Raw genomic sequence first — 19,210 nt, 5'->3', positions numbered from 1 at the left:
GGTAGGCAGGTCTGATTACTGACATGGTTTCAACAAAAAAGCCACTCTTAAAGAGTGGCTTTGCGGGGTGGAGGAGATCCCCGTCATTAATATATGATTTCCCCTTGAAATATGAACGAGGGCGAAAATTACCTCTGTTTATTTAACGAGGGCGAAAATTACGTATATTTGCCCTTGTTCTTCTTTTGAGGACAAAATTTACTCGCGTTTTTAAATGGAAAAATATGCCATATAATTCATCTATTCCTTATAATGATCTGCCTTTGTTACCTCCGACCGCAGTAATAGAGGATACTACTATCCTTAAAAAGACCATCGCAGCTAGTCGGTCTTTATCAGAGCTAAAAGGTGCAATTACCAATCTCCCTAATCCTACTTTATTTATTGATACTATAAATTTGCAGGAAGCTCAGGCAAGTTCTGCTATTGAGAATATTATCACAACACAGGATGAGTTATTCAGAGCGTCAATTAATGAAAAAGGAAGAGGTTCCTCTGCTACTAAAGAAGTAATACATTATAAAGATGCACTTTGGTATGGGATAAAGCAAATTCAGAAAAAGCCCGTTCTGACTACTAATCTCTTTATTTCCATCATGCAGATTATAAAAGAGAATAATTCGGGTATTCGCAATGTACCTGGAACACAATTGAAAAACCCGGCAACAGAAAAGATCATCTATACGCCCCCGGAAGGAGAATCTATAATTCGGGAAAAATTAAAGAATCTTGAAGATTTTATCCATGCTGAAGACGGAATAGATCCGTTGATAAAAATGGCTGTTATTCATTACCAGTTCGAAGCTATACATCCATTTTTTGATGGCAATGGCCGTACGGGAAGAATTATCATATTACTGTATCTCCAGCTGACAGGGTTATTAGACCTACCTGCATTGTATTTAAGTGATTATATCATCCGGCATAAAAATGAATATTATGCAAATTTAAGGAGAGTAACGGAAGAGAAAGATTGGGCTTCGTGGATTTTATATATGCTGGATATGATTGAGCAGACATCCTCAAAAGGACGTCATCAGATTATTGAAATTGAAAGGCTAATGGAACAGATGAGCGTTGAAATTCAGGAAAAGTTACCGAGGATATATTCTAAAGATCTCATTGAAGTCCTTTTCAAATTACCATATACTAAACGTTCTCAATTGGAATTAGCTGGGCTTGGGAATCTAAAAACAGTTGGTGGTTATTTAAAGGTATTAGAAGAAAACGGATTTCTGAAGAGCGAGCAAGTTGGGAAAGAAAAGTTATATTTAAATTATCGGTTATTAGAACTACTTCAACATACAAGCCGTAATTAAATAATTGTCGGTTGTCTTTTGCACGTACTTCTATCAGGAGATCTTCTATAGTTTATTGAGTAATAGGTTACCTGCCTTTTCTGACTTTATATAGACATGTACAATGGAATTATCGATTAAGAATTATAAAAATATACTGCCTAAAGATCTGATAAAAAGAGCAGGAAAGTGCAGTGTAAGAGAATATCTGTATGAAAATAAGGAGAGTGTTAGAAATAAAAAATTATTATTAGCTATCCAAACAGAATGTTCGTGATTTGCCTCCTTCTTAATGGGTGTTTTAACAATGCGGATAGGATTTGCAGACGTTGTATTGATTGAGAAATAAGGCTAATTGTTATGAAAGATGGAGCAGCTCATGGTTTCAATTATCAAGCGATCCGCAGAAGAATAAGGTATTTAATATTAGCTTTAAGCGGTCTTGAAAATTTGTCTGTTAAATTCTATAGTGGCACCCGTGAAGTGAATATTGAGAGTTGGTAAAAATATTTAAACCCCACTCTTTTATTCTTTACCTGTAAACTAAAAATGGTTGTTAGCTAATCACCAACAACCATTTTTAGTTTAACGGGCGTTAGAGTTGCAGGGAGCTAATTTTTGACGCATTTGTAATATCCCCATAGAGTAATCCTGTAATACCCAATTTATTGCTCTAACTTTAGCAAAGTTGCATTGGCTTCTTCTGATTTAGCTTGGGCTTCTTTTTCTTTTTTAGTCCCTATTTTTCAGTAATATGTATATTTAATTAAAATTATATTTGTGAATATTTTTGTAGGTAATATAAGTGATAGAACAACTGAAGATGAGATTTGGTCTTTATTTGACCCGTTTGGAGTTGTATATAGTATTAATGTAGCTTATGATAAGTACAGTGGCCGTTCTAAAGGCTTTGCATTCGTTGAAATGCCAGACGATTCTAATGCAGTACAGGCAATTAAGCAATTAAATAATTCAGTAGTTGCTGGCCAGACAATAGTAGTGTATGAGGCTCGGCCAAAACCTGAAGGACGAGAAAATAATCGTTTCTCCAGATCTGGCCCACGCCCTGGATTTAAACCCAGATACTAATAGTTGGATGTTTTAAAACGTCGGTTACCTTTATCTGTTAGGAGAACAAAAGAGCAAAGCCACAGAATACGTTAAGTAGTTTGTAGCTTTGCTTTTACTTTTCTATGTACCGGATGGCAGCACCGTTTTTATCACTTTCTCTCACTATTATTGACTCGTCAAATGCCCTCCCCCAAAAAATTGCCTGGCATTCGATTAACATATGCCATTGGGTGAATCACTAAGAAATAAATAAGAAGTATTTTATTTAAGGAAATTAAAGGGAAATCGACTAACTAATCGACCATAAAAGAAAAACCCGCGACTAGCGCGGGTTCCTTCGAGATTTTGCGGACCGGACGGGACTCGAACCCGCGACCTCCGCCGTGACAGGGCGGCATTCTAACCAACTGAACTACCGATCCATTCCTTTTTTGTCCTAAGAACTTGTGTCCCAATCCGTTGTGTTCCTCCGTTTTGGGATTGCAAAGATAGCAACAAAGTTCCCAATTAAGCAAATCTTTTTTAAAAAATATTTTCAGCATTATCTTTACATCCGATCTTTAACCAATTTAATCAAATTATGCAATTCCTGGATTTCGAGAAACCTATCGCTGACTTATACGATCAGCTGGAGAAGCTGAAGGAAAATGGTGAAAAATCAGGTGTGGATGTTTCTGCTACTGTTAGCGAGTATGAGCAAAAAATTGCTGATACCCGCCAGAATATCTACGACCACCTCACCGCATTCCAGCGCGTACAGCTGAGCCGTCATCCGGATAGGCCCTATACACTGGCGTACATCGAAAAAATGTCCACCAATTTTACGGAACTGCATGGCGACCGGAATGTAAAAGACGATAAAGCCATGGTAGGCGGTTTCGCCGACCTGGATGGCGAAACTGTCATGTTTATTGGTCAGCAGAAAGGCGTAAACACCAAAATGCGCCAGCTCAGGAACTTTGGTATGGCCAACCCCGAAGGGTACCGCAAGGCCCTGCGCCTGATGAAACTGGCCGAAAGATTCAATAAGCCCATTGTTACCCTCATCGATACCCCCGGCGCTTATCCCGGCCTGGAAGCGGAAGAAAGAGGCCAGGCAGAAGCCATTGCCCGCAACCTCTTTGAAATGGTAAAACTCCGCGTCCCCGTCATCTGTATCGTAATCGGGGAAGGCGCTTCCGGTGGTGCACTCGGCATCGGTATCGGCGACCGCGTATTTATGCTTGAAAACAGCTGGTACACGGTAATTTCTCCCGAAAACTGCTCCACAATCCTCTGGCGTAGCTGGAATTTCAAGGAAAAAGCGGCAGAAGAGCTGAAGCTGACCTCGGATTATATGAGCCAGTTTGGCCTGGTAGACGGCATCGTACGTGAACCACTCGGCGGCGCTCACGTAAATCCCGATGAAATGGCCCACCTGCTGAAGGTCCGCATCAAGGAAACACTCGCAGAATTAAAGAAAATTGATCCGGATACCCGCATCGAACAAAGGATCGATAAGTTCTCCCGCATGGGTTTCTACGAAGAGAAATAAAAAATATTTAGAGATAACAATAAAAATTTCGAATTTCGGCCTTCGAAGTTCGAAATTTTTATTTTCCCGTAAACGCAATATGGAACAACTAAAAGGCACCGGGGTGGCATTGGTAACACCCTTTAAAGCAGATGAAAGCATAGATTGGAATGCTTTGGAAAAGTTGATCAACTACGTGATCGATGGCGGCGTGAACTATGTTGTGTCTTTAGGCACAACTGGCGAAACACCTACTCTTTCTGCAGATGAAAAGCTGGATTTGATAAAATTCACTTTCGAAAAGGTGTCGAAGCGGGTGCCTGTAGTGATTGGCGTTGGCGATTATAACACAAGGGATGTGGTAAAACGGCTGGAGAAATGCCCGCTCGATGAAGCGGCTGCCATTCTCAGCGTGGCGCCTTACTACAGTAAACCTACCCAGGAAGGGATCTTCCAGCACTATAAAACCATTGCTGAAGCCTCTCCCAAACCGGTGATCCTGTACAATGTTCCCGCCCGTACCGGCCGGAATATGACTGCAGAAACCACCCTGCGCCTGGCGCATGAGGTGGAAAACATCGTGGCCATGAAGGAAGCTTCCGGCGATATCATGCAGTGCATGCAGATTATTCGCGATAAACCAAAGGATTTCCTCGTTATCAGCGGCGACGACGCACTGGCACTGGGTCAGCTGGCCTGCGGCATGGACGGCGTTATTTCGGTAGCAGCCAACTATTTTGCGACCGATTTTTCCAGCATGGTACACGCGGCCCTGTTAAACGATTATCCCGCTGCACGGACGCTCAATTACAAAATGCTGGAAGGATTTGAACTGATGTTCTCCGAAAATAATCCTGCCGGTATCAAGGCATTCCTGCATTACGCAGGGATTATGGAAAATACTTTCCGCCTGCCTGTGCTGCCCGTTACCGACGGACTGTATAGCAAGATAGCAGCCTATCTGAAGAACTACTAACAGTAAAATGTAAATAAAAAAAGCAGCAGCCATCCACCAGGGATGGCTGCTGCTTTCATTTTATAAACCTAGATAATATAGGTTACGCCCTCTTCCGCAATCTCCGTATTCAGGAAAACTGGCCTGGATTCATCCAGGAAAGGTTGTAATTCGGTGTATTTGGAAGAAAAATGGCCGATCAGCAGCCGTTTTACCGCCGCTGCAGCTGCGAGGGAGGCCGCCTGCACAGAAGTGCTGTGAAAGCGCTCTGCCGCCCGCTGCTCTAAATCGTGCAGGTAGGTGGTTTCATGATACATGAGGTCCGCATCCTTCAGCACCGGCAACAAGTTTACATCATACAGGGTGTCGGCACAATACACATACCGCTTGCCGGGAGGCGGGGGTAAAGTTACCCAGTCATTTTTTACCACGGTGCCGTCTTTCCGCTGATAATCGGCGCCATCCTGCAATTTGCTGAAATAAGCAGCCGGAATCTCATAAGCCCTGGCCTGTTCGGGGATCAGCTTGCGCTTGCGTTTCTGCATCTCAAAAGAAAAACCAAAACAGGTGATCCGGTGCTGGGTAGGAAAACAGCTTACCGTAAGGTCCTTATCCTCCAGGATAATACCGCTGTATCCCGGTTGAAGCGGCACAAAGGTCAGTTCAAACTTCAGCACAGTGCCAGAGCAATCCAGCTGTAGCTGGATAATTTGTTCCAGCTCCGGTGGCGCATATACGCTGATCGGGTCGGTACGGCCCATAAGGCTGAGCGTATTCAACAGGCCGATCAGCCCGAAGTAATGATCGCCGTGAAGATGGCTGATGAAAATATATCTCAGCTTACTGCGCCTGATCCGGTACCGCGCGATCTGTAATTGTGTGCCTTCTCCGCAATCTACCAGCAGGAGCTGCTCATTGCAGGTAACTACCTGGGCAGTGGGGTGCCTGTCCAGGGTGGGGATAGCAGAATTGTTACCTAATATCGTGACTGCGAACATGTAAATAGCTTTAATCGTTCAATTGCCTCTTTTTTTAAATCACCCTTACGTGGGAGTAAAAAAGAGCTGCAATCCATCCTTATTCCAATCCATTCAGTAATTCTCTTTCCAGCTCTTCCATCATTACGAGGTCTATTGCCTCTGCCATGGTGGGCGCCAGATTGAGCATATCATCTCCCGCAGATTTCAACTCAGCTGTTAAAGTGTTGTTAAGACCGGTGATTGCGCAGGAAAAATTAGTGTCATACATACGCTGATAAACTGTTAAAATGGCTTCAACGCCCTTTGCATCAATTTTTTGTACCAATGTCATATCCAGTATGAGATTGCGTCCTTCCAGCTCCGGCAATCCTGTTGCAGTAGCCACAAAGTCGTCTGACAAATTAGCATCCAATGCTGCTTCTTCCGGACAAAAAACGACTATTTTTTCTTTGGTATCAATTTTGAATTTCATGCGTTGGACGTTGTTTTATACTTTTAGTAAAAATAAATTTTGAACAGAGGGACCCGCCTATAAAATATAACCGCAAGAGATTGAAAACAAAAACCTCTTTTTCTTCGTAGATATTTTTAAACGAACGTACCCGCATCACCACAAAAATAATCTTATACTATTAAAGTGTAAGTTGTTTAAGTTTAAAAAGGAATAACTTCATTTCCGCATAAAGCGTGATAATCTTAAGTCAGAATTATTCGTTATTATTGTATAAGCAAGCCCCCGTAAGGGTTTTTGATAATTTAATAATCTCACAATGGACCAGAATTTTTCACCGCAAGTTAAGGAGATCATTTCGTTCAGCAGAGAGGAAGCTTTACGCCTGGGCAATGACTTCATAGGTACTGAACACCTGCTGTTAGGTATTATTCGAGAAGGCGAGGGCACGGCCGTAAAGATTCTGCAGGCTTTGAACGTAGATCTGTATGAGTTACGCAAGGAAGTAGAGCTGGCTGTTAAAGATAAGACAGGAAAGAATATCGCTAACATCAATAGTCTCCCGCTTACCAGACAGGCAGAGAAAGTTATACGGGTTACCGTACTGGAAGCCAAAGCACTGAAAAGCGCTACGGTGGAAACGGAACACCTCATGCTTTCTATACTCAAGAATAAGGAAAACGTTTGTACACAAATCTTACAACAATTTGACGTGGACTACGATACTTTTAAAAACGAACTGGGCTTTGTAAAATCTGCGGACCCTAAATCTGAATTCGACGATCCGGGCGAAGAAGAGTTTGAGGACGAAAGAAAGAGTTACGCAAGCAAAGCCAAACAGACAAATACCAAATCCAAGACGCCCGTACTGGATAACTTTGGTAGAGATATTACCAAGCTGGCCGAGAGTGGCAGCTTAGACCCGATTGTTGGCCGCGAGCAGGAAATTGAAAGGGTATCCCAGATACTTTCCCGCCGTAAAAAGAACAATCCGATCCTTATTGGTGAACCCGGTGTGGGTAAAACCGCCATCGTGGAAGGTTTGGCGCTGCGTATCGTGCAGCGTAAAGTTTCCCGCGTGCTTTTCGATAAGCGCGTGGTAAGCCTCGACCTCGCCGCACTGGTGGCCGGTACCAAATACCGCGGCCAGTTTGAGGAAAGGATGAAGGCCATCATGAATGAACTCGAGAAAAACAGGGACGTAATCCTGTTTATCGATGAAATTCATACAATCGTGGGCGCTGGTGGCGCTTCCGGTTCACTGGACGCTTCCAACATATTTAAACCGGCACTCGCAAGGGGCGAACTCCAATGCATTGGCGCTTCCACCCTCGATGAGTACCGCATGTACATCGAAAAAGATGGCGCACTCGACCGCAGGTTCCAGAAAGTAATGGTTGAACCACCAAGCGTGGATGAAACCATCATGATCCTCAATAACATCAAGCCGCGTTATGAAGAATACCATAACGTAAGCTATACAGATGCAGCCATTGATGCCTGCGTGAAACTGAGCGACCGCTACATGACCGACCGCCTCCTGCCCGACAAGGCAATTGACGTACTCGATGAAGTAGGCGCCCGCGTTCACCTGAAAAACATCAATGTTCCTCAGAATATCCTCGACCTGGAAAAACAGATAGAAGATATCAAACAGGAAAAGAATAAGGTAGTGAAAAGCCAACGCTTCGAAGAAGCAGCTGCTTTACGCGATACTGAAAAGAAACTGGGTGAAGACCTGGAACGCGCAAAAGCAATGTGGGAAGAAGAAGTGAAGCATAAACGCTACCCGATCGACGAGGAAGCTATCGCAGAAGTGGTAAGCATGATGACCGGTATCCCCGTTAAAAGGATGGTACAGGCCGAAACTGAAAAACTCCGCCGCATGGGTGAAGACCTTAAAGGCGCCGTGGTTGGACAGGACGAAGCCATCAGCAAAGTTACCAAAGCCATTCAGCGTAACCGCGTAGGTCTGAAAGATCCGAAAAAACCAATAGGTACCTTCATATTCCTCGGTCCTACCGGGGTAGGTAAAACAGAGCTCGCCAAATCACTGGCCCGCTATATGTTCGACTCCGACGAAGCGCTTATCCGCATCGACATGAGCGAATACATGGAGAAATTCTCTGTTAGCCGCCTCATTGGCGCCCCTCCGGGATATGTTGGATACGAAGAAGGTGGTCAGCTGACTGAAAAAGTTCGCCGCAAACCTTACTCCGTAATCCTCCTGGATGAAATTGAAAAAGCACATCCGGATATTTATAACCTCCTGCTGCAGGTACTGGATGATGGTATCCTCACCGATGGTCTCGGCCGTAAAGTGGATTTCAAAAATACCCTCATCATCATGACCTCCAACATCGGAGCCCGTCAGCTGAAAGATTTCGGCGCCGGCGTAGGTTTTACCACCAGCGCTAGAGCCGTAAATGAAGAAGAGAATACCAAGTCAGTGATCGAAAAAGCACTGAAACGTACCTTCTCTCCCGAATTCCTGAACAGGATCGATGACGTGATCATCTTTAACTCCCTGGCGAAAGAGCACATCTACACCATCATTGATATCACAATGAAAAGTGTACTGAAACGCCTGAACAACCTCGGATTCAGCCTGGAACTGACAGACGAAGCCAAAGGCTTCCTGGCAGATAAAGGTTACGACCAGCAGTTCGGCGCCAGACCGCTCCACAGAGCCATCCAGAAATACCTGGAAGATCCGCTGGCAGAAGAAATCCTCAACATGAACATTCATGATGGAGATATCCTCGTAGCTGACCTGGATAAGGAAAATCAAAAGCTGATCTTTACCCTGAAAAACAACTCTTCCAAGAGTAAATCAGAGAAATCAGAAGCGTAATAACACGCAAAACATAACCAAAGCAGCCCATCAGAAATGATGGGCTGCTTTTTTTATAACATGAACATGTTAACCTCCCTGCCCGCACTAGATTATTTTAAGCACCCCCATCCCATAACAGCATATATTTCTTCCGATACCATATTTTACGACCCACATATAGTGAGTCCTTACCCCGTCAGTGAATAATTATCGGAACTAAAATGGTATGATCATGTCATTTTTTAAAAAGATTTAATATGTCACATTTGCAGCATAGTTTTTTATATGATCTATGTAATCCAAATTATGTCAAACTATAACAGTTTAATATTTTTACTATTATTTAGATTATATAGAAACATGAATCCCTTATACCACGATAATTGAATCTATTTATCCTTATTACTGTCATACCGGCAAAGACCAAATGCCGGAGATGGGCTTGACATTTAATATTTATCCCTATATCTATGAGAAAATCTCTACGCATTGTAGTACGGGTGATGCTGGTTGGCGGTGTGGGCATGATCGCCTCAAAGGCAAATGCACAGCTGAAAGTCGGTAAAAATCCAACTACGATAGAAAAATCCGCTATCCTGGATCTGGACGCAGACAAACAAGGCTTATTACTCCCACGTTTAACCGACACAGTGGGCATCACAGGCTTAACTCCACCGGATGGGATGGTCATCTACCTCAAAAAAGCCGGTGAAGAAGGCTTCTATGTAAGAAATCACGGCTACTGGCAAAGAATGGCTAACACAGGCGATGTAGCCAACACCTGGGGCCTCAGGGGTAACCCCGGCACCACCGGCGATTTTATCGGAACCACCACCAACGTACCGTTTTCCCTCAAAGGAAACAATGTGGAAGGTTTTGTGATCGACAACGGTTATGCCTTCCTGAAAAAGCTGGACCTGGTAACCGCCGGCGTGGATGTGCTACTGATTGATCCCGTTACCGGCAAAATCAACAAACGCACCATCTCGGAAACAGCCTTTACCACAGCGATCAATAAGATCAACGGTTTAACCGCAGCCGATCAGAAACTGACCACTGCCGCGCCTACGGCCACACCCAATGATTACGCTTTCACTACTACCGGAACAGATACACACGTACTCACTATCGCCACACAAAAAGGTGTAACCGGCGCCGGTGAAGTAACCGCAGGTTTACTGAGCCTGGCCGACTACAAGCGCTTTGATAAAGCCACACTGGCAATGATCATCGGCGCATTCGATGCCACACCGGTGAACGACGGTTTAACTATCGACAACACCAACCCGGCGGTAGCGCCTAAACTGATCCTGCACGCCGCGGATGCCACCCATCCCGGTGCGGTTTCTACGGGCGCGCAGTCGTTCGACGGTTTAAAAACCTTCCTGCAATCTGTTACAGGCAATGAAGATCTGACCATCCTCAAGAAAGGTCAGTTCGGAACAGGATTAACCGTATTGGCTAATGGCGCCACTATCACCGGCAACTCTACTATCACCGGTAACTTAACATTACCTGGCGCTGCCAGCAATCTCTCTGTAGGAGGAAATTCCACCCTGAGCGGTACCCTGAATGTAACCGGCGCCACTGCACTGGCCGGCACCCTCGGTGTTACTGGTAAAGCTACCCTGGATAACGATCTCCAGGTAAAAGGAAATACACAGCTCGACAATAACGTGGTGCTCACCAATATCGCAGACGGAACCACGCAGGATGTAGTATTACTCCGTGACGGTACTTCAGGCAATGTGGTGAAAAGAAAACTTTCCGCCAGCGCATTTAAAGACCTGACCTTCAAATCAAGTCACGCCGGTCTCGATCTGGCAGTAGCCCAGGTGGCAGATGAAGTGACCGTGAGCATTCCCGTAGCCTCACCCGCTACCACCGGTGGCCTGGTAAGCAACGCTGCACAAAGCTTCGCAGGGGCCAAGAAATTTGGCGATGAAGTTTCCATAAAGAAAAATGTACACATCGGCGATACCAATAACATCGGCAACTCTACCTTGCAGGTAACCGGTTCTGTATCCATGTCTATTACCACCGTTACTGCCGGCGGCACTTACACGGTAGCTGCAACAGATAATACCATCCTCGTAAGCGCAAACGCTGTTTGCAGCGTGGTATTACCAGATGCTACCACCTGTACCGGACGTATCTATACAGTTAAAAAGATACCCGCTGCCTCCGCACCGGACGATACCAAAATTGATAATGATGTACAGATAACCTCCGCCGGCGGCACGCTGGAAGGTGGAGCTAAACTGACCATCTACAACGACTGGACCTTCTACACACTCCAGTCTAATGGAACAAACTGGTACGTAATTAAGAAATAAGCTGAGAAAATAATAGGAACGGCTATGTGCAAATCATAGCCGTTCTATTCCTTTGGGTACATTCCTTAAATGTTGATGTATGAAGCTGCAAGGGCTTATAAAAGTATGTGCTGCAATGCTGTTTTGCCTGGGCAATCAACAGCTGACGGCACAACAATTAAAGCTGGGAACTAATCCTTCTCTGATAAAACAATCTGCTTTACTTGAACTGGAAAGCAAAAAGCAGGCACTCCTCCTTACCCGCATTGCAGATACCAATCAGATCGTTACCCCGGTAAACGGGATGATCATCTACCTGGAATCTGATAATACTTTCCGCGTCCGGGCCAATAACTACTGGACAAAACTGATAGCAGATGGCGCCGCCATCAAATCCATTAACAACGACTTTTCCCCCGCACAGCAAATTAAAGCCACGTACACGCCAGGCGGCACTTTTGGCTTTGCCTCTGCCGGCGGTATTCATAACCTTACCATTCCGGACGCTTCTCTCACAGCGCCTGGATTTGTTAATTACAGCGCCCAGTCGTTTAAAGGATTAAAGAACTTTACAGAAGGACTGCAAACCTACTTACTGCGTGTAACCAACGACGTTAGTACACCCATAAAAATATTAGGAAAGGATGCCAGCGGAGATGTTGCTTCCATGACCATCGATAATAACTTATCCATCACAGCCGGACAGCTGACGGTGAAAAACGGTATCAAATTATGGAACGCTAATAAAATAGCTGACTATGATGTATTGTTTGGTACCACCCCTGTTAATAACGATGTACTTACTTTTAATGGAACGCAGTGGATGGCTAAAGCGGGTGCAGCTACTTTTATTCAGAATACCACTACTACACAGGCATCTTCAAATTTTAATATATCCGGAAGTGGTGTGATCGGCACAACGCTTACCGTGAAAGGGTTAACACCCGGTTCCATTCCCTATGTGGGCACTGGAAATGTTATTACTGAAAATAACGGACAGCTATTCTGGGATGCTACAAAGTTGTTGTTAGGAATAGGCACCAGCGCTCCCGTGAATAAAGTGGAAATAGCAGGGCCACCGTCTACTTCAGCTCCTTTCTCAGCAAATACTTCCGGGTTGCGCTTAACAAACCTGGCCACTGCTACGCCGGCAGCAGCTACTTCTAAAGTGCTTTCAATAAACAGTACCGGCGACGTTATTTTAACAGATAACCCTGCTACCACCAATTGGCTTACCGGCGGTAACGCAGCCACTGCCACGCAATTCCTCGGAACCACCAATGCCATTGATATGGTGGTGAAGTATAACAATAAAGAACTTTTCAGGGGAAGCAGGGGACAAACCGCTGCCGAAAGCGGCGGCGTTGATTTTTCCGCCTCTACTTTAACCTTGTTCAACGGCGCCGTGAAATTTAACGGGCACCCGTTAATTGTACGTGCAAATGGAAATGATGTGCTGGCATTTGAAGATGCCGCGGGTACCCCAAAATGGCACTGGAATCTGTTAAGCAACGGATTGAACTTTGTGGAAACCAACGTGCAGGATTACCGTTTGTTCCTGCAGAACGGCGGAAACGTGGGTATAGGAACCAGCGCTCCCGGCGCTCTGCTGGATGTAAATGGTACGGCCATACTTGGCGCTGACGGTACGGTGCTAAACGGTGTATACAGGGTGTCAAATGTGAATTGTACTGGTGTAAACGGTGTTACCGGTGCAACCAGCATTCCTAACAGCACAACAGCAACTGCCACCGTAACATTCGCCGTAACGGGTGCTAGGCTTGCGCTGGGCGGCAATGTTATCATCAATCCGAGGTTTGATTTTCCCTTTACTTTACGCTTAATTTCTTCAAGGGTATCCGCTGATAACACCGTAACAGCAGTTTTTGTCAATACTGGTGTTGCTGCCTACTCTTTGTCAGGAACCACCAGGCTTTTCGATATTACTGTAATCCAATAAAAACATTGGTGAAGAAACTATTGCTGATATTATCCCTTTTGTTTTTGGTGGGTTTCACATCCGCCCAGCAAGGCGTTTACATCCCCGCCGGCGCTACCGTATGGCTCGCCGGCAATACCAACGTAGGTATCTTCGCTGATATGACAAACAACGGTGTCCTCGGCTCTAATCCCAATGCCACCTTTTATTTCCTCAGCAAATTATGGACTAACGGAAACGGTGCTACGCTGCCCGATGAAAGTGCAGACGGTACTTCCGGTACCGGCGGCACCTTCCTCTTTTCCGGCGCCGGTCAGCAAAGGATATTTGGCGCTTACAGCTTTATTGCCGGAACAGGCGCCAGCTTTCCCAACCTGCAGCTCAATAACCCGGCGGGCTTACTGCTGGAAGACTTCAGCGATCTGAAGATCAGGAATAACCTTCATTTTGCGGGCGGACGCATTTATCTGAACGGCTGGAACCTCCAGGTAGGCGATAAAACACCCGGTACCATTACCGGCTACAGCGACTACCGCTATGTGGTTACCGGGAAAGGAATAGCAGGCGGATTACTGTACCGTGCCGCTATCACCAACGCAAGTGGAAAAGTGGTGTTCCCCGTAGGAACGGATGATGATAGCTATTCACCCGCCGCTGTGCTCATTACCGGCGCAAAAGATATGATAGGCGCACGTGTATACGACAGCGTATTTACCGTGGCGGCTGGTGGCAGGGCTTACCCCGACAGCTTCGTGAACAAATCCTGGAATATCCGCCGGGTAGATAACAGCGGGGGAGAAGTATATGTGATCCTGCAACACATGGACGTCAGCGAACTGCCGGCCTATGCTACATCGCGCGACAGCAGCTTCATTACCCGCTTCGTTGGCGGCGTATGGGACGCCGTACCGGTAATCACCAACAGGCCGCTGCCTGGTACACTAACCACCACGACGATGGTACAACCGTCAACCATGCACCTCCGGCATTTCGACGCATTAGGCGCCAGCGAATACTTTACAAAAACAGCATTGATCGGCTCCGCCAAACCAGCCATGTTCCTCAGCTTTGAAGCCTACAGGATTGCCCCGTTATTGGTGCAGCTGAACTGGACTACCAGCCGTGAAATTTATAATGCCACATTTGAAGTGGAACGCCGCTACGAAAGACAGGAAGCATTCGTGAAAATCGGCGTGCTGCCAACAAAAGCCGTCAATGGCAATAGCAGCGTACCTTTGAGCTATACCTTCCCGGATGTGAATGATTACGACGACTGGACCTATTACCGCATCAAGGCAATAGGCAGGAACGGCAAAATCACCTATTCTGAAATACGGGCGGTGCCTCCATTTGTACAGATCAAGGTATTCCCGAATCCGAATAACGGTAACTTCAAGGTCACTATCCGCGGTATCCGCGGCGATATGCTGATGCAGCTGCACGATACCTGGAGCCAGGTAATGCGCCAGTACGAGGTAAGAAGGGACGCCGAAGTGAATATCTCAGATCTGCCGTCAGGCGTTTACTTCCTCGTGATCTACCATAAAGACACCATGAAAGTGGCTTATACCTGCAAGGTAGTAGTAGCCCAATAAAAGGCCGGAATTTCCCCCTACCGGAAATTCCAGCCTTTTGTTTTGATTTTCTCAGAGATTTGCCCCAATTTTGTAGGGTTCTTCCCTATAGGCGATTCATTTAAACAGATAGTTTTGAAAAAAATAATCATCACGATAGATGGCTACTCTTCATGTGGCAAAAGCACTTTGGCCAAGCAACTGGCTAAAAAGCTGAACTATACCTATATAGACAGTGGTGCCATGTATCGTGCGATTACCCTTTACTTTATTCAAAACCGGATCGACTGGACGTCGCATGAAGCCGTGGCCACTGCACTGGAAGATGTACACCTGGATTTTGTTCCTAACTCACTCACCGGCATCAGCGAAATGTATCTCAACAATGAAAACGTGGAACACCTGATCCGCGAAATGATCGTAGCTGAAAAAGTGAGCGAGGTAGCCGCTGTAAAGGAAGTCCGTGATCTGGCCGTAGCCCAGCAAAAGAAGATGGGCGCCCGTAAAGGCATCGTGATGGATGGCCGCGACATCGGTACCGTAGTATTTCCCCATGCGGAACTCAAAATCTTCATGACCGCCGACATCGCGATCCGCGTGCAGCGCCGGTTTAAGGAACTGTATGAGAAAAATAAGAACATCACCCTCGAAGAAGTAAAACAAAACCTCGAACTGAGAGATTATATTGATGCCAACCGGGAAATAAGCCCGCTGCGCAAAGCAGAAGATGCTATCATCCTGGATAACAGCTACTTGAACCTCGATGACCAGCTTCAACTGGTGATGCAATGGGTGGAAGATGCTATTATGGCGCACTCCTCATAAAATATTATTTCCTTTTATTAAAACTCTTTTATACATTTGTTATGTGGCCTGTTGGTCACCAACCCGATAATTTTTCCACATCCTCCCGAATTTCCAGTAGAATTTTATTTTCATGCCCAAATGATGTCAACTTTTATTGACCATTTCTGCATAGCCAACCTGATCCTCCCTGAAAAATACTGCTTAGGTAATTTTTGTATGGAAAAGTCCGTGCTGTTGATGTAGTGCTGTCGACTGTATAAGACATTAAGAACAAGTGCGTAAGACGCGTTATCATATATCGTGCTCCCGGAAAGGTCTTATCCTAGCTATATCCACAAGGACCCTTTGCTATTAACCGATTATAATGTTGCTATAATATAAAATTTGGTCTGCGTGAGCATAACCGCTGCCAGCAGGCATTTAAAGGTAATGTGGGATGGCGTGGTACGCCATGGCCGTTCCATGTTTTCAGTAGGTGTATTCGGTTAATAGGAAGAAGGGGCGAATTCTTTCGCCCTTTCGCTTTTTTAAACACTTTGATTGTCAGTGAAAGGGTAACGCTATCCCGTTTAACCGGATATCTTTAGATCGCTATGCGTTATTCGTAATTCTTTTTTAAATTGTGTAGTCACACAGACCAGCCAATGTCTATAAAAGGTGTATGTTTTTTATGCTTGCTCCTGCTGGGGGCCTGTTTTGAGGCGATAGCCCAGGACTCCCTGCGGATATACAACCTGCTCGACTCTGTTCGCCGGCTCCCCTCCGATACCGGGAAAGTGTCTTTACTGCTGAAAAAGGGCGGAGTAAACAACCGCTTTTTTGAATCGCATAAAATAGAAAATCCCTTCTGGCAGGAAGCGCTCACTTTATCGCTACAGCTCAAATATCCCAAAGGAGTATCGCAGGCATACAACGAATTAGGAACCGCCAAAAGAAATAAGTCGCAGTATATCGTTGCGGAAGATTATCACGAAAAAGCACTCAAAGCTGCGGAGGAAGCGAAAGACACTTCCCTCATCGTATTTTCCCTGAATAATGCCGGGGTAGATTGCCGGCGGCAGGATAAACTGCAGAAGGGATTCGACTACCACGTAAAAGCCCTCATACTGGCCGAAAAGATCAACGACATCCGCAATGTTTGCGTGGCCACCAACAGTATCGGGAATATACAGCTCACTACAGAAAAATATGCGGATGCCATCACCCACTTTAACCACGCCCTCGAACTCGAAGAGAAAAGTGATAACCAACTGGGCGTAGCCATTAACCTCGGCAATCTCGGTTACGCATACCAGGGCCAGAATAAACTGGACCTGGCCATCCAATACTATAAACGTTCCCTGGCCATCAACCAGAAAATGGACCGCCCCATCGGTATGGCAATATGTTATAATGCCCTCGGCGCCGCCTATAAGGAAAAGAAAGATTATACGGCCGCCATGGACTACCTGAAAAAAGCACTGGAAGTAAACGACCGGGTAGACGATAAGGTACATGTGGCGGAAAGCTATCTCAGTATCGGTAAACTGCTGGGCGCACAAGGGAAACACGAGGAAGCGAGGAAAAATATGCTGCAATCGATCGAGATCAGCACCTTCTGGGGCTTCAAAGCCATGCTGATGGACGCATATAAAGCACTCGCAGCAGACTTTAAAGAAAGCGGGGACTTTAAAAAATCACTGGAAGCGACCGATAAATCACTGTTGTATAAAGACAGTATCCTGGATGAGAAGTCGGCAATGGCCCTCGCCCAGATGCAAACCATTTACGAAGTAGACCGGAAAGATAACCAGATCCGTAACCTGGAACATGATAAAGTGATAGCGGCCCTACGCACCAAACGCAATGTGGTGGTCACCTTTTTCCTGGCGGCATTCCTGTTAATGGCCATCGTGGGCGGTTTGTTCTATATCCGTCACCGTAACCTGAAGGCAAATAAACGAACCTTACAGCTGGAACTGCGGTCGCTCCGCTCCCAGATGAATCCGCACTTTATCTTTAACTCCCTCAGCTCCATTCACCGGTACATCTGGAGCAATAACCAGGAAGAGGCATCCGACTATCTGACCAAGTTTTCCCGGCTCATGCGCCTCATCCTCGATAACACCCAACACACTTTTGTTACCCTGAATAAAGAACTGGAATCATTAAGGTTGTATCTTGACCTGGAATCATTACGCTGTAACGGCATCTTTGAATACCGGTTCCTCATCGATGCGGAGATTAATGATGATGAAGTACTGATACCCCCCATGATATTACAACCATATGTGGAAAACGCTATCTGGCATGGACTCGTGCATAAACACCCGGATGAAAAAGGAATCCTTGATATTGAAATTGTACTGGAAAAAAGAAGCCTGGTATGTACGATCACCGATAACGGCATAGGCAGAAAAAAAGCAATGGAAATAAAAGAAAAGAAAGGACGGCTACATAATTCTGTAGGCATGAAAGTAACGGAAGGCAGGATAGACCTGATCCGTAAGATTAATAACAAGGAAGCAAAAGTAACGGTAACAGACCTGGAAGATGAAGCCGGAAAGGCCACCGGAACAAAGGTGACTATAATTTTACCTGCGGAATTTATATTTTAGCTTACTCACTGATAAACCATAAAAACAGCTGATAGCTAACAGCTAACAAAAGCTACTTGTATGAGCGAAATAAAAGCTATCATCGTTGATGATGAGCAACACTGCATTGATGCACTACAAACGATGCTGCAAAAAAAATGTCCCGGTGTACAGGTGATTGGTTGGGCTAAAAGTGTAAGGGAAGCGAAGGAAATGATTGATGAACTGCAGCCGGATCTGGTATTTCTCGACGTGGAAATGCCGTACCAGAACGGCTTTGAGCTGTTGAAGCTATTTGAAAAGGTGTACTTCGACGTCATCTTCACAACAGCCTACGAACAGTATGCTTTAAAAGCAATTAAGTTCAATGCGCTCGACTACCTGCTGAAACCCTTTAGTGTAAAGGAATTACAGGATGCTCTGGAAAAATGCAGGGAGAAGAAATTGAACCGGCCAAAGGACCAGGGCATTTCTCCGATGGAAGTGTTTTTGCAGAACATGAAAACAATACAGCAAACACACAAGAAAATTGCATTACCCACTATCAACGGCCTGGTGTTTATGCCCGTGCAGAACATTGTCCGTTGCGAATCTACCGGTAACTATACCCGCATCTTTTTTACGGATAAGAAAAATCTCATGGTATCCCGCCCCCTGAAAGAGTTTGAGGAGCTGTTGTCTGACGTGGATTTCTTCCGGGTACATAATTCCCACCTGATAAATATGCAGCAAATGCAATCGTATATCCAGGGAGAAGGAGGCTTTGCACTGATGAGCGATGGTACACAGGTAGAAGTGTCCAGAAGACGCAAAGCAGAGTTCCTGAAAAAGGCGATGCAGTTCTAAATGAGGATGTACAGCGTATTTGCAGAAGTGCGTATTCCGATTTTATTCG

The 19,210-nt window shown here is 45.4% G+C and carries 13 protein-coding genes and 1 tRNA gene; 11 read left to right on the top strand and 3 right to left on the bottom strand.

The window, feature by feature from the left end; genetic code table 11:
* Positions 1-224: 224 nt before the first annotated feature.
* Positions 225-1,319, top strand: a complete 1,095-nt coding sequence (locus tag ACLHR0_RS02415) for a Fic family protein (RefSeq protein ID WP_436484441.1) — start codon at positions 225-227, stop codon at positions 1,317-1,319.
* Positions 1,320-2,078: 759 nt separating this feature from the next.
* On the top strand, positions 2,079-2,387 hold the full coding sequence (locus ACLHR0_RS02410) for an RNA recognition motif domain-containing protein (RefSeq protein WP_370909565.1): 309 nt from the start codon (positions 2,079-2,081) through the stop codon (positions 2,385-2,387).
* Positions 2,388-2,717: 330 nt separating this feature from the next.
* On the opposite strand, the gene ACLHR0_RS02405 is transcribed toward ACLHR0_RS02410, so the two are convergent.
* Positions 2,718-2,791: transfer RNA gene (locus ACLHR0_RS02405), tRNA-Asp, on the bottom strand.
* 158 nt (positions 2,792-2,949) lie between these two features.
* Between ACLHR0_RS02405 and ACLHR0_RS02400 the strand changes: the two genes are divergently transcribed.
* Together ACLHR0_RS02400 and dapA are read left to right on the top strand one after the other, a co-directional pair.
* A complete protein-coding gene (locus ACLHR0_RS02400) occupies positions 2,950-3,903 on the top strand; it encodes an acetyl-CoA carboxylase carboxyltransferase subunit alpha (protein WP_079469072.1) in 954 nt (317 codons plus the stop codon).
* 79 nt (positions 3,904-3,982) lie between these two features.
* Positions 3,983-4,858 (top strand): 4-hydroxy-tetrahydrodipicolinate synthase, encoded by an 876-nt coding sequence (gene dapA / locus ACLHR0_RS02395; protein ID WP_370909640.1) that lies wholly within the window; start codon positions 3,983-3,985, stop codon positions 4,856-4,858.
* Positions 4,859-4,926: 68 nt separating this feature from the next.
* Here dapA and ACLHR0_RS02390 read toward each other — a convergent pair whose 3' ends face one another.
* The gene (locus tag ACLHR0_RS02390) at positions 4,927-5,835 is read right to left on the bottom strand and encodes a ribonuclease Z (RefSeq protein ID WP_429045299.1); all 909 of its coding nucleotides are present in this window, start codon (positions 5,833-5,835) and stop codon (positions 4,927-4,929) included.
* Positions 5,836-5,914: 79 nt separating this feature from the next.
* Positions 5,915-6,289 (bottom strand): STAS domain-containing protein, encoded by a 375-nt coding sequence (locus ACLHR0_RS02385; protein WP_370909642.1) that lies wholly within the window; start codon positions 6,287-6,289, stop codon positions 5,915-5,917.
* 298 nt (positions 6,290-6,587) lie between these two features.
* Between ACLHR0_RS02385 and ACLHR0_RS02380 the strand changes: the two genes are divergently transcribed.
* The 7 genes from ACLHR0_RS02380 (at position 6,588) to ACLHR0_RS02350 (ending at position 19,161) form a co-directional block, all read left to right on the top strand.
* The gene (locus tag ACLHR0_RS02380) at positions 6,588-9,122 is read left to right on the top strand and encodes an ATP-dependent Clp protease ATP-binding subunit (RefSeq protein WP_370909643.1); all 2,535 of its coding nucleotides are present in this window, start codon (positions 6,588-6,590) and stop codon (positions 9,120-9,122) included.
* 452 nt (positions 9,123-9,574) lie between these two features.
* Positions 9,575-11,440, top strand: coding sequence for a hypothetical protein (locus tag ACLHR0_RS02375; protein WP_436484437.1), 1,866 nt, complete (start codon positions 9,575-9,577; stop codon positions 11,438-11,440).
* A 79-nt stretch (positions 11,441-11,519) separates the two neighbouring features.
* Entirely contained in the window at positions 11,520-13,379 is a 1,860-nt protein-coding gene (locus ACLHR0_RS02370; RefSeq protein ID WP_436484435.1) for a hypothetical protein, read from the top strand.
* Between the two features lie 8 nt (positions 13,380-13,387).
* Entirely contained in the window at positions 13,388-14,953 is a 1,566-nt protein-coding gene (locus tag ACLHR0_RS02365) for a T9SS type A sorting domain-containing protein (protein ID WP_436484434.1), read from the top strand.
* Positions 14,954-15,067: 114 nt separating this feature from the next.
* Positions 15,068-15,757, top strand: coding sequence for a (d)CMP kinase (cmk, locus tag ACLHR0_RS02360; RefSeq protein ID WP_429045308.1), 690 nt, complete (start codon positions 15,068-15,070; stop codon positions 15,755-15,757).
* 626 nt (positions 15,758-16,383) lie between these two features.
* Positions 16,384-18,336 (top strand): tetratricopeptide repeat-containing sensor histidine kinase, encoded by a 1,953-nt coding sequence (locus ACLHR0_RS02355; RefSeq protein ID WP_429045310.1) that lies wholly within the window; start codon positions 16,384-16,386, stop codon positions 18,334-18,336.
* 60 nt (positions 18,337-18,396) lie between these two features.
* Positions 18,397-19,161 carry a LytR/AlgR family response regulator transcription factor gene (locus ACLHR0_RS02350; protein WP_370909649.1) on the top strand — a complete coding sequence of 255 codons (765 nt, stop codon included), beginning with the start codon at positions 18,397-18,399 and terminating at the stop codon, positions 19,159-19,161.
* Positions 19,162-19,210 lie beyond the last annotated feature (49 nt).

Origin of the sequence: Chitinophaga sp. ARDCPP14 (assembly GCF_051362515.1) — a bacterium.
Classification (GTDB): Bacteria; Bacteroidota; Bacteroidia; order Chitinophagales; family Chitinophagaceae; genus Chitinophaga.
This window is presented reverse-complemented; position numbering and strand designations above follow the sequence as displayed.